General features: G+C 54.9%; 12 protein-coding genes. 1 reads left to right on the top strand and 11 read right to left on the bottom strand.

Annotated features, from left to right (window positions below; translation table 11 throughout):
• Positions 1-535: 535 nt before the first annotated feature.
• The 6 genes from HMPREF2609_RS01565 to HMPREF2609_RS10865 form a co-directional block, all read right to left on the bottom strand.
• Positions 536-1738 (bottom strand): type II toxin-antitoxin system HipA family toxin, encoded by a 1203-nt coding sequence (locus HMPREF2609_RS01565; RefSeq protein ID WP_070534648.1) that lies wholly within the window; start codon positions 1736-1738, stop codon positions 536-538.
• 2 nt (positions 1739-1740) lie between these two features.
• The gene (locus tag HMPREF2609_RS01560; protein WP_004005858.1) at positions 1741-2055 is read right to left on the bottom strand and encodes a helix-turn-helix domain-containing protein; all 315 of its coding nucleotides are present in this window, start codon (positions 2053-2055) and stop codon (positions 1741-1743) included.
• A 210-nt stretch (positions 2056-2265) separates the two neighbouring features.
• The gene (locus HMPREF2609_RS01555) at positions 2266-3099 is read right to left on the bottom strand and encodes an HAD-IIB family hydrolase (RefSeq protein WP_070534646.1); all 834 of its coding nucleotides are present in this window, start codon (positions 3097-3099) and stop codon (positions 2266-2268) included.
• Between the two features lie 14 nt (positions 3100-3113).
• Entirely contained in the window at positions 3114-3692 is a 579-nt protein-coding gene (locus tag HMPREF2609_RS01550) for a YbhB/YbcL family Raf kinase inhibitor-like protein (RefSeq protein WP_080972601.1), read from the bottom strand.
• A gap of 32 nt (positions 3693-3724) precedes the next feature.
• A complete protein-coding gene (locus tag HMPREF2609_RS01545) occupies positions 3725-4660 on the bottom strand; it encodes a carbohydrate kinase family protein (RefSeq protein WP_070534644.1) in 936 nt (311 codons plus the stop codon).
• A gap of 131 nt (positions 4661-4791) precedes the next feature.
• Positions 4792-4971, bottom strand: a complete 180-nt coding sequence (locus HMPREF2609_RS10865; protein WP_168160766.1) for a hypothetical protein — start codon at positions 4969-4971, stop codon at positions 4792-4794.
• Between HMPREF2609_RS10865 and HMPREF2609_RS01540 the strand changes: the two genes are divergently transcribed.
• Complete coding sequence (locus HMPREF2609_RS01540) at positions 4952-6394, top strand: glyceraldehyde-3-phosphate dehydrogenase (protein ID WP_048755381.1); 1443 nt, start codon at positions 4952-4954, stop codon at positions 6392-6394. The two genes, HMPREF2609_RS10865 and HMPREF2609_RS01540, sit on opposite strands and share 20 nt — an antisense overlap.
• A 162-nt stretch (positions 6395-6556) precedes the next feature.
• Here HMPREF2609_RS01540 and HMPREF2609_RS01535 read toward each other — a convergent pair whose 3' ends face one another.
• From HMPREF2609_RS01535 to HMPREF2609_RS01515, 5 genes are all read right to left on the bottom strand, one after another.
• Entirely contained in the window at positions 6557-7345 is a 789-nt protein-coding gene (locus HMPREF2609_RS01535; protein WP_048755382.1) for a carboxymuconolactone decarboxylase family protein, read from the bottom strand.
• Positions 7346-7469: 124 nt separating this feature from the next.
• The gene (locus HMPREF2609_RS01530) at positions 7470-8054 is read right to left on the bottom strand and encodes an NAD(P)H-dependent oxidoreductase (protein ID WP_013398083.1); all 585 of its coding nucleotides are present in this window, start codon (positions 8052-8054) and stop codon (positions 7470-7472) included.
• 221 nt (positions 8055-8275) lie between these two features.
• On the bottom strand, positions 8276-9493 hold the full coding sequence (locus tag HMPREF2609_RS01525; RefSeq protein ID WP_048755384.1) for a putative glycoside hydrolase: 1218 nt from the start codon (positions 9491-9493) through the stop codon (positions 8276-8278).
• Positions 9490-11178 (bottom strand): GT4 family glycosyltransferase PelF, encoded by a 1689-nt coding sequence (gene pelF / locus HMPREF2609_RS01520; protein ID WP_048755385.1) that lies wholly within the window; start codon positions 11176-11178, stop codon positions 9490-9492. Before pelF ends, HMPREF2609_RS01525 begins: the two co-directional genes overlap by 4 nt.
• Before the next feature lie 32 nt (positions 11179-11210).
• On the bottom strand, positions 11211-12569 hold the full coding sequence (locus HMPREF2609_RS01515; RefSeq protein ID WP_239664803.1) for a hypothetical protein: 1359 nt from the start codon (positions 12567-12569) through the stop codon (positions 11211-11213).
• Positions 12570-12733: the final 164 nt, after the last annotated feature.

Raw genomic sequence — 12733 nt, 5'->3', positions numbered from 1 at the left:
GGGCAGGTGCAAGAACAGAAGCTATAAGCCTTTTACCCTTCAACTTTAACCCTCCAAAATGAATGTTATAATAAAAATATGAAGACAAAAACAGACTACCTAATGGCGTTCCTTATTGTTATCTTTGGATTGGATATATTGGATAGGCATACAGATATACCCCAATACATACTAGTTCCAATAATCCTTTTCATCATTGTAGTTGTGTTTGTGCAGATCGTTTATTATTCCTTTTTCAAAAGGAAAAACTCGGATGATGAGTATAAAAAATAACTCTGATTCTCGATATAGGCATATTTTTGACCCGTGTCAAATATCTGGCAAAAAATAAAAGTAAATTTTATCTACACAAATACTTAACTTTAATTTAAATATTAAGCATGTCAGCTTTATATAAATTTATTTCACGATCTATAGAGGCATTTCATAATGCTATGCTTATACTCCAAGGGTTCATGCATTATCTATACTTTAAAAATATATTTATATTTTATCGCTAAATAACTCTCTGAAATACACCGCTTATCATAAACTTCTAATCCCTCAGTTCCCGCACTGCTTGTGTTGCACGCTCAAAACGTGGGCGCATCACAGAGGCGCTGGGCGCATCCACCCCATAGCCGCGAGCGCGTTCCGGGGCACGTTCCAGCAGAGGAGCTGCGGTTCGCAGCCAGCCGTGCGCATCCTGCTCAGATACTCCAAAAAGAGAAAGCGAATCTTTAGAGACAAGCGCAGAAGGTTCATATGAGGGATCGCCGAAGAGAGCCAGCTGATGGGTATCGCCGTCAGGGGTTGGATTCATATCGAAACACGGAGCTATTCCCCATTCACGCCCAAACCGCAAAAACCCGTGGTTACGCAAATGGTCGTCGGTATTCCCCACAAGCACCCCAAGCATAGCGCGCTTCCACAGCTGCTCGGTATCTGCGCCTTCTTCTCGGGCATATTCCACCACATCGACCCAGTCCCCGCCATCGCCGTCGGACGCTTCCAGTGCCGTCATCGCAGAAATATAGGGGATGCGCTGCCGACTGTCCTGCAGGCGGTCAAAACGACGCGCCACATAGATATGCCGATCTTCACCATTAATATCGGTAATTTTCAGCAGGCGCGCTTGCGGCACGATAATACCCAGATCGGCGCCCAGGCGGTTGAGAGTGTACTCCCACCCCATGAGATCCCACTCATCACCCACAGGCTTAGGAAACTTTGCGAGCCACAACTCGCCGTTGATCAGCACATTTGCCTTTGGGCGAGCGCCGCCGAGCGAGCCGGTAGCACGGAAAAGGCGACGCGCCTGAATATCATCTACAGCAGACGGATCAAGCTCTATAGCATTCGCTGTCGTCAGTAGTTCGGGCAAATCCAGCTCATGGGGTATACCCGTACCATCGGAGCTTAACGGGGTATCGTCTATCCAATATCGTAAAGACCCCTGCCGCCCGGCATCATCTACCCCCAGAAGATAGTCGAACTCACTGAGCGAGGTGCGTTTTCGTGCACGCTGCAAGAGTTTACGTCCCCACCTGTCAGGGACAGAATCGCTCAGCCCGCCCAACCCATCAAGGGGCTGTGCGCCAGCAACAAGAGGGAGCGATGGGGCAAGAGCGTAGGCGGCAGGGTTCGCTAGATATGCTGCATCGTAGTGAAATACTCCGGTTCCACGGTTGATGAAAAGACGACCAGCGATTACCTCACGGTCGCCTGCCACTGTCGTAACCTGCACTGTTTCACTCATAGTTACCAGCCCATTTCGCTTTTGGGGATGCGCACCGACTTAGGTAGTTTTTCGCTGGCACGCAGGCGGCCGACATCCGTGAGATACGGATCGGTAGCGGTGACGACCGCATCCAGCATGCCGAGCACCCGCAGCACACGGAAAAGCACGTCGGTACGCACCGATTCGCCCTGCTCAATGCGCCGCAGGGTCACGGTCGTAATGTCTGCACGTTCCGCAACCATCTGCGCAGTTAGACCCATCAGTTTGCGTTGGATGCGCAGCTGCTCGCCTATCGTCCGCGCGGCTCGGCGCACCTTGGTGGGAATATACGCCATAATCTCCATACCCTCATATAGAAATAACTACTTCTAGTATAGGCAATAATAGAAAGAATTATTTCTATATAGACGACCGTTTTATACCCAGTACGTACTTTCGACGGCTCCCTCATCCAAAAAATGCGCCTCTCATCCAAAAATTTTTAGATGAGAGGCAAAAATTTAGATGAGGATTTGAATGAGGCCGCATGGCATGCAGTCGCGAGGCTACATCGCTCGGTACTGTGCCTCACCGCGCCCCCGAAGCATCGCCTCAATCACCTGCGCTACGCCGTCTTCCCCGAAGGGCGGGCAGGTGCGCCCCACCTTCTTAATCAGCGCAGGCTCGCCGGATGCCATCGCATACCCGTGACCCGCCCAGCACAGCATTTCGGCATCGTTAGGCATATCGCCAAAAGCCATCACCTCATGCGCCTCAATACCGTGTCTTGCGGCAAATTGGGCGAGAGTGCGCCCCTTATTCACGGTCTTCGAGCCCATCTCGATCAGCGGCTCGCCCACAACCCCGCGCGTGACCGACACCAGCTCACCCACGGTCTGCGCTACACGCACATGCAGAATATCGGGGTCCATACCAGGCACCCGAACCAAATATTTAATGATTGGAGTATCGCCGAGCGCCACGAATGCCTCCGCTATAGAGGATTCAACCACGCGAGCGCCCTCAAGCACGTCTCCCCCGTCGTGCGGACCCTGAATGTAGACGGTATCTACGGTTTCGAGAATATAGGTGACCTCGGGGAATATCGGCTCAAGCCGAGTGTGGGCACGCTCGATCACGGCGGGTTCGGCGCCGTTAACCGCCTCTACTTCGTTGGCGCCCAGATGATACACCACGGCACCGTTCGAGCAAATGGCGTAGGAGTCAAAATCGGTTTGTTCCCGCAGCGGGGTAAGCCAACGGCTCGGGCGCCCGGTCACGAACACGATGTCGATGCCCACCGCACGCGCCGCCTCTAGGGCGTGCAGGGTGCGGGGGCGAAAACGAAAATCAGGCCCGATGAGTGTGCCGTCCAGATCGCTGGCGATGAGCTTAATCATGCGAGAATAAGCGCCTAAGCCGCCGGTTCTGCGTAGGTGACGGTTAAGAAGGCGCGCGCGATGCCGTGGAAGAAGAGGTTGAAGTTCACCACGGCAGGTGAGGTGTTCTCGTCTACTTCAAGTTCGGGTACGTCCACGGCAGTCACGCAGAATATGTAGCGGTGCGGCCCGTGCCCTGCTGGAGGTGCAGCACCCACGAATCCGGGGGTCCCGGCGTCGTTGCGATGCGCTATCGCCCCGGCGGGAAGCGCCGCGCCACCCTGACCGCCGACGATAGCGCCCGCGTTGGTCTCAAGCGCGGTGACCGATGCGGGGATGTTTGATACGGTCCAATGCCAGAAGCCGCTGGGGGTGGGCGCATCCGGGTCGTAGCAGGTGACAACGAAGGATTTTGTCTCTTCGGGGAATCCCGACCAGCTCAGCTGCGGAGACTGATCCTGCCCGCCGGGCACGCCAAAGAGCGCCGAGAGCATGGCGGTGGGCGCGGCGGCGCCGTTTTCAAGGTCGGTAGAGGTCAGGTTGAAGAGCGGCAGGTCGGGCAGCCCAGCGTAGGGTTCACGCGGCAGGGGTGCGGTGCCGAGGTTGTTAGTCACGGTAGTCCTCCTCGTTTAGTCGGGTAGCTGACTTAGCCGTTGAGTACGGCGTTAAGTTCTTCGCGGGTGGGCGGGTTCGCTCCGGAACGCGAGACGGTAATTCCCGCCGCCGTTGCGGAGAATCGTAGCAGATTTTGAATATCTTCGCGGGTGAGCGCGGCAAGTTTGGCGCGTGCTTGGGCACCGCTGATGCCTCTGTCGAGGAGTGCGGCGATCAGCGCCGCCATGAGCGAATCGCCCGCGCCTACAGTATCTGCAACCTCCACACGATAGGCCGGTTCTTCAATCCCGTTGGGGTATGCACGGGTGTAGGCGATCGGCCCGCCTTCACCGCGGGTTATCACCATCAGCTCTACACCGAGGTCGAGCCAGGCATGCGCGGTTTCTGCAAGGGAACGGTCAGGATATAGCCACATCAGGTCTTCGTCACTTGCCTTCACCACCGACGCGAGCGCAGCAAATTTTTCTGCCCAGCTCTGGGCGAGGGCACGGTCGCTAATAATGGTGGGGCGGCAGTTTGGATCGTAGCTGATGAGGGCGCTTTCGCGTGCCGCCGTGAGTGCTTGAGCAACCACGTGGGCGCCCGGTTCGAGCATCGCCCCGATAGAGCCGGTGTGCAGCGCTTCGCAGCTGGGGGCTAGGGCTAGAATGTCGTCGGCGTAGCTGTCGAGGCTCCAGTCGATATCGAATTCGTAGCGTGCCGCGCCGTCTTCCCCAATATACGCCTGCGCGGTTGAGGTTCGTGCGGCGCGCGGCTCGAAGGGTACCTGCACTTTGGATGCGCTCAGGTGCGCGGCGATGCTGGCGCCGTGTTCGTCGGTTCCGTAGTGGCCGATAAACCGGGTCTTGTGCCCTAGACGCGCGGCGCCTACGGCGACGTTGAGGGGAGATCCGCCGGGGTAGGCGTGCATGGGGGCATCGTTGCTGTGGACGACGTCTACGAGTGCTTCACCGATGACAGTTAACATGTCTCAATTCTACTCAAGGTTGCCTCGCGGTGGAGTGTGTTTCTGTGTGTTATCCCCGTTGTTTTCGCTTCTTGTGTGAGGGCTTGTGTGGGCTTTATTGGCTTCGGGCGTAGTGCATTGTGCAAAGCGTGCTAGATTTCACAGATTCGACGGCGTGAGGGAATAAAACCATTCGCCGCAGAGGTTAGACTTAAAGCAGAGTCGGTTGCGTGCTGCCCGATAAGCTGGGCATGCGCATCGGCGCGAACAACAAATTCCGACGAAGACGTCCATTGAGGAAGAAGGTCAAGAGTGACGACTCCCGAAAACACTCACGAGCAGTGGATTGCCCGCGAAACCCAGGCCGAAGAGATGATTCCCCTCATCGGTAAGCTAAACCGCGAGAACGGTGTAGTTCTTAATATTCACGGTCGCAGCCTGGTTAATAAGTCCGTTATTCAGCTGTTGCGCCTGCATGATGGTGCCGCGAAGGTTGATGGAACCCCGCTGAACCCCGAGCATACGCTAGAGCTGGTTCAGGCACTTTTTGACCTTAACCTTGGTCCCTGCTCGATCAACATTGCGGCTCTGCATCGCCAGCATGTTGATGCGGGCTCCCCCGACTTCTCCATGTGGTTGCCCGAGCAGGTTGGCGCATCGGTTGGTAAGAAGGGCGAGACCGTTAAGCAGCAGGATGTGGTGCTCTATGGTTTCGGGCGCATTGGCCGTCTGTTGGCGCGTATTCTGCTGGAGCGTTCCTCATCGCTGGGGGCAAACCTGCGTCTGCGTGCGGTGGTGGTGCGCAAGAATACCGAGAACGATCTTGAGAAGCGTGCTTCTTTGCTGGCGCGCGATTCGGTGCACGGTCCGTTCAAGGGCACGATTAAGGTAGATGCCGAGAACGACACCATTATTGCTAACGGTCTGCCGGTGCGTTTCATCTATTCGTCAGATCCGACCACTGTGGATTACACCGAGTACGGTATTGAGGATGCGCTTCTGGTCGATAACACCGGCCGCTGGCGCGATGTTCCGGGGCTGACCCAGCACCTTGAGCGCCCCGGTATTTCCCGCGTTCTGCTGACCGCTCCCGGTAAGGGCGATATGAAGAATATTGTCTTCGGCGTGAACGATAGCATCATTACCGACGACGATAAGATTCTTTCGGCGGCATCCTGCACGACCAACGCGATTACCCCCGCGCTGAAGGTTCTTGATGACGTGTACGGTGTGGAACGCGGTCACGTGGAGACCGTGCACGCTTTCACGAATGATCAGAACCTGATCGATAACTTCCACAAGGGTGATCGTCGCGGCCGTTCGGCGGTGCTGAACATGGTGATTACCGAAACCGGCGCGGCACGTGCTGTTTCTAAGGCACTCCCCCAGTTGGAGGGCAAGCTGACCGGTAACGCTATTCGCGTTCCCACCCCGGACGTTTCGATGGCTATTCTGAACGTGAAGCTGGCTAAGCCCGCCGGTTCTAAGGATGAGCTGAACGAGGTCTTCCGCCAGGTTGCCCTCAACGGTGAGCTTCGCCGCCAGATCGGTTACTCCGATTCGCATGAGGCCGTCTCCACCGACTTTGTGGGTTCCCGTAACGCAGGTGTCGTGGATGCGCTTGCCACCGTCGTCACCGACGACTCAGCCATCCTGTACGTCTGGTACGACAACGAGTTCGGTTACTCCTGCCAGGTAGTACGCGTGCTCGAACGCATGGCTGGCGAAGAAGCACCTTCGTACCCCACAAAATAAGGTTTGAGTAGTACATATAGCCGAATAGCTATATAACTTGATAAGAATATACGGGTGGCTCCCTGACATATTTTCAGGGAGCCACCCGTATATTTTTATGCGCCGACCTGCGAACAGAGCCACCTTTAAACCCCTGGTTTCACCACTTCGCGCGCATCGTCATTATGCATTATTCTCCGTTAATACTTTCCGCAAACTGGCGATAGCATTTAGGGCGGCGGGGAATCCTGCATAGACCGCTATCTGAATCATCAGTTCCACAAGTTCGTCTTGAGTGCCGCCTACATTCAAGAAGCCGTTGATATGAACATGCAGCTGAGGCACGCACGTTCCTAAAGCGCTGCACGCAGCCACAGAGACCAGTTCGCGTTCCCACAGGCTCAGCCCGGGTCGAGAATAAACATCGCCAAATGAGTACTCGACAATGTAGCGGCCTAAATCTGGTGCAATATCTTGAAGCGATTCAACCACAGCCTCGCCACCAGCTCCATCTACACGCTCAAGATACGAAGAGCCTACCTCGAAACGCTTGTCAGGCTCGGTGCTATGCGTATCTAAGTTCACGTCAATACCGCGTTCGGTGAAAACCTTACGGGCAACAGAGACGGCATTTAATGCAGCGGGGAAACCAGCGTATATGGTCACATGGATAAAAGTCTCGATAATCTGTTCAGGAGAACAGCCCACATTGAGGGCACCATTAATGTGGAATTCCAGCTGCGGAGCTGCATTCCCAAGTGCGGCCAGAGCAGATATGGTGATGAGCTGGCGGGCCTGATCGGATAAACCTTCCCGATCAAAAACATCTGCATACCCAAACTCCACGACAAACCGTTCTAAGTCAGGCGAAAAAGAAGCTAAGCTATCAAGAATAGATCCGTGAGGGTTCTGCTCTACCCGGGCAAGTACCTCTTTCCCACGCAGATAACGTTCATTGTTTTCAGCAGCCATAATCTTAACTACCTTCCTGGTGATGACATGATGCGATAGAGAAATCTGCATCCGATTCTATGCGGTCAGCTTTCACGTGATGCCGCCCTCCCTAATGCTTATGAGGGTATGCAGGCTTAAACCCTTACGCCCGACCGAAGACCTCGTTGAGGTGGGCAGTATAGTCAGCGATATACTGTTCGACCTGCGGATTTTTAATCACATCATTGCAAATAAAGGTGGGTAATTGGGTAGTCCCCAAGAACTCATTGGCTTTATGAAAATGCATGTAGAGGGCATCTACCCCGACTCCCTCGAAGAAGTCACCCTCCCGGATAAAAGCTTCGCGAGGCGCGTTCCACGTCAACGACAGCATATGCCGCCGCCCCTGAAGAAGACCGCCCGTGCCATATCCTTCAGTGGGGTTGGCGCTGCTGCGACCATCATTAGCGTACAGGGTGCCCGCGCCGGTGGTAAACACCTCGTCCATATATTTTTTCACGGTCCACGGCTCATGCATCCACCAACCGGGCATCTGCCAGATGACCGCATCCATCCACTGGAATTTTTCTACTTCCTGGTGAATATCGTACCCGTCGTCAATCACAGTTTCTCGCACATGATGACCGAGCGCCGATAACGTATCACGAGCGGTTTGATGCAGGGTGTGGTTCAGGCGACCCGCCGAGTGTCCAAATGCTTTACCGCCGTCGATCAAAAGAATATTCACTGTAATTCACTCCTTAAACTCAGCACCACGAGAATGGTTGGCTGTCTCCAACCGCTTGTTCCACAGTACAGGGCTGCTGCGCTGTGAATCAGCCCGTTTCTTGACATGCAACGGACTTCATTCCGGTCTGTTGTCAGTACATGTAACAGATAGGCGGTATTCCCACCCCGGGCAGGGTACAGAATACCGCCGTATCTACGCTATAGCAAGAGACCGTAAAATTACCGCTTACGGTAAATAACCCCGCGGTGGCCTTCTAGGGTGAGGGTGGCCGGTGCCGCGTTGTTTTGCGCATCTACGAGCCCTTGATCCTGCGGCACGCGCACCATCGTGGTGCGATCGCTCGTATTCAGAGCCGCCCAGCCGTGCGTGAAAGCACGGGTCTGCACACTGTCCTGAGCCTCAATCTCACCGGATGCAGCCCCCAAGTCAAAGGACAGCTCGGGCGCGTTCGGAGTACCATCATAGGCATCATGCTGAGTTGCGTTGATACCGGTAAAGCGACCGCCTCCAAAAACCCAGAACCCAGCCAGACCATACAACAGATTCTCATCCGTGCCGCTAATCGGCGATGTCGAGTACCCGTGCGGGGTGCGCAAAATCGTGACCTTAGGAAGGGACTGCTGGGTATTCACAGCGCCGTAGGCATCGCCCGAGCGGTCCTGCACCGCATTCAGCGTTACCAGACCTTCAGCACCGCGCCCAATATGGTTTCCCTGCATGGTGGCGTAGGCGCCGCTGAGGAATTCTTGTGCGCCCCAGCCGAGCCACACTTCCTCAAATCCGCCGCCGTAGGCGCTGTGGCTCTCCCATTTGCCCCAGCGCAGGCGCGATTCGGCAATATTAGGCACCAGGATTTTGCCGATCTTATTCAGCTCAATACCGGCGAAAGAGATCAAGAAATCGAGATGCTGCCGAATCGTGGTGATGCTTTCAACGCCCTGAATCGGCAGGTTCAGTCCGTAATAATCATTCTCTACGTCGTTATCAGCCATTACGCCGTCAAAGGGCGAGTTACGCAGTTCTTCCACCACGGAGTGCACCCACTGCCAGCGGTAGTCTGCACTCCACACCGCCATCTGGTAGTGCTGCCAGTACCCCGACCACTCGATCAGAGAGCCGTCTAGGCGGCGGGCGAACAAATCCTTACCGGTTGTGTTCAGAAGATCTTGCGCGTATTTATAAGAGACACCCGAAGAGTAGATGGGGCCGGGTTCATAGGCGCGGCTGGAAGAAAGGCACTTATAGGCAAGTAGCACCATATTAGGCGACTGCTCTTTGAGGTAGCGTGCCGCATCCAGCTCCCAGGGCTGCAGAATAGCTACCGCATAGTTCTGCGCCGCAAAGGCCAGCTGCTCTTCCGATATAGGGTCGCCGCCGTATCGAATCCAGGCACCAAATTTTCCCGGAGTGCCGGCTCGTAGAGAATTATCGCTCATTCTTCAATCTGCTCCGTAACTCGCTGAGGTATTTTACCTAGCTTACGGTATATCTGGTCATAACGGTCCATAACCAGGCGAAGTTGGAAGAACTTTACAACTCGGTTGTAAGCGTTAACACAGTACCGCTCATAGATGCTGGGCTCCTCCATCATGGTGCGAAGCGCCTGCGTGAAGCCTTCAACATCGCCCGGAATGGTTAGAATACCGCAGTTACCTATTTCACTGCCATCCGAGGTGACCAGCACATCATCAATCAGCTGCGACATACCGCCCACATCGGTACTCACCAGCGGAATGGATGCCGCCATCGCTTCCAGCGCCACAATGGGCTGACCTTCGTTGTAGCTGGGCATGAGCAGAACGTCGAAGCGGTCCAGCATTTCGCGCACCTTCACGGTGCCGTGGAAGGTAATGAAGTCGCCCATATTGAGCTCTTCGATCGTGCGCACGCACAACTCATAGTATTCCGGCATGTGGTTCTTCGGCCCGAGCACATCCAGGTGGAAGTTGTCGAGCCCGGCATCACGCAGCAGCGCAAGCGACTTCACTAGGTCTGTGAGCCCTTTAATGGGCACCACACGCGCGATAAACACAAAACGCCACATGTGCCCGCGCCCCTCCGCCAGGATGCGCGCCCGGGCAGTCTGACGCCCCACATACGCCGGATACACGCTCTCGATAAGCATACCGTTCGGCAGCACGACCGCGCGGTCTTCTTCACCCTCGTTGTACTGGTCGATGGGCGCACCGATACCGCGCGCCTCCTCAATCGCTTTGGGGTACAGATAGGTCACCATATCGGCGCTGGGGTAGCAGAAACGTCCCATTTCCAGGAACCAGACGCACCATGCGGTCTCTTCGAGCGTGACGGGACCCAGCTCGGGTTTATCGCGCGGCTCCTTCAGGAAGGCGTAATCCGTGGTGACGGGCTTGGCCATATTGCGTTCCAGCTTGGTGTTGATAGTATCGCGCACATACAGGTTGTGTTCGGTCAGCAGGAAGCTGGTGCCGTAATCGCGCGCACCCGCAGCGCCCAAAAGTGAGGCGTAGCCGGTGGTGTGGGCATGGTACACGCGGGCATAGGGCAGGCGCTCATGTAGCAGGGCGTACACGATAGAGACGAAGTTACGGATCTCCCAGAAGAGTTCGCCGAACGGAACCTGTGCGAGGAAGCCCCAGTTACCGACTGCCTCCATAAACTCGCGGGTGCCGGTGAGGGCGAAGAGTGAGTAGGTGCGGGTGCGGGGGTTAATTCCTTCATCGTAGAACGACCAGAGCGGGTTTACATCGCCGTGTATAAGAGCATCGAAAGCGCTCATAAGTCTCGCCACCAGTTTCTTGCGTTGGCGACGATTCATCTTGAGGTTTTTCGGATTACATTCTTGGGCGAATTCTTCCTTATGCTCCTCCAGGCTCAGGTAGATCACCTTCACCCATTTGACGTTTTCGGGCATACCATACAGGTCTTTAAGTTCCTGTTTACTATCCCAAGAAATATGAATAATTCCGAAGCTGATGCTCGGGTTTTCCACGATAATATCGTGAACCACTGCGGAAACCCCGCCCTTAAGGTAGGGGTAGGTCGATTCCATCACCAGCGCAACATCGACCTCAGGATAATCAGGGTCGGGTGTTCGGGGTCCCGGCGCGGGCAATTGCAGCGGGGCATAGTGGTTACGCATTGCGGTGTTTATCAATGTATATGACCTCTCATCTACCAGGCTAGGGCACGACGCCAGAAGAGTGAGTATTCGGGATTAGCCCAGGCACGACGGTAGAGTATCCATGTGACGAGGGCGAGAATTGCTTCGCCGATAATGATGGGCAGATAACCGCCATCGTTCGGGATGATTGAAAAGGCGACAGTGACGATCAGCAGGTGTACCGCACCGATAATGTGCACAGTCTTAAACATGGTCATGTATTCCAGCTGATAGATGAAGAGCGCCATAGCCAGGAACAACCATGCCACCGTCAGCCCCGCATAGGCGAGCGGGAAGGTGTTCGGTACGAAGATATACATCAGAATGCCCGTAATGACCGAGCAGATAACTGAGACAATCAACGTATTGCGCACGGAGGCGTGAGAAATACGCACTACAGCGTGCGCCTCCGGCTCAATTTCATTGAAGGGAAGTTTATTGAAGAGGGTCCACAGACGCTGAATAGAGCCGTTCACGCGGTTAGATTCAACCACGAAGAAGTAGTTGTAGGCGATCACGCAGGGAACCAGGCTCATGTAAATGGCGATAACGTCGATCTTGCCGTTCGTCACCAAGAAGAGCACGTATTTATCAGCCCAGAGGATAGAACCGGTCAGCAGGCCGCGAATAACGTCGCGGTAGGCGGCACCTAGCGGAAGGCGGCTGAAGTGGAACAGCTGCTTAATTTCACGCCCAATACCGCTGAACAGAATGGCCGACCCTACCAGCGGAGGCAGGAACCACACGGTCGGCAACGTCAGCAGAACAATCGTGTAGCCCAACCATGCGAAGAACCACAGCGGACGGTTTTTCGCCACGTTCGGCACAATAAGCAGCTGCGCATAGGCAACGTTGAGCATACTCAAAAAGAGGAAGGATACCAGCGCCACCATATCCCAGTGCAGCACAAGCACCACGGGAATGGCGAAAAGGAACGCGATGGGCAGGCCCACCAGATAGAGGTAGCCCCAGTGGCGGCTAAACGCCCTCAGCTCGCTAATATGCTGATATTTCGGGTCGGTATCGAGAGTAGCAAGAAGTTCTTGCGCCTCTTTGGATTTATGGTCCCGTTTGAGAATTGCCGCTTCTTCCTGAACTTCGCGGCGCGCATCTTCAACTTTCAGATGTTCGGATTCGAGGGCGCGGTAAATAGGCATGCATACCGCCTGGCTTAACCAGGGAACCACGATGGATGCCGCCAGAATAATCTGGATAAGCGGCACCGACCCCACATAGTTCTTGCTGAGAATGGGGGTTACGAACGGGAATGCGACTGTTAGGAGTGCAACGGGAGATACATAGAGAAGAAAATTGTAGAGGAGTCTCCAGCTCCAGCGGTTTTTCGGGATGTCTGCATGGTGGGAAGACAAGACGGGAACTTCTTTCAGCGCTATTCTCACCTAATGCCTATATGTATATTGCCCCTGTACCTGTGGTTTAAGGGCAGGGATGGGCTACGCGCAGGAAAAACTGCGCTGAACGACTAGGTGATCGGTTTTCGGGATTTCAACCCCTTGTATTGTATACGTGTAAA

The sequence above is a fragment of the Rothia sp. HMSC058E10 genome (genome assembly GCF_001809415.1).
GTDB classification, from domain to species: domain Bacteria; phylum Actinomycetota; class Actinomycetes; order Actinomycetales; family Micrococcaceae; genus Rothia; species Rothia dentocariosa.
This window is presented reverse-complemented; position numbering and strand designations above follow the sequence as displayed.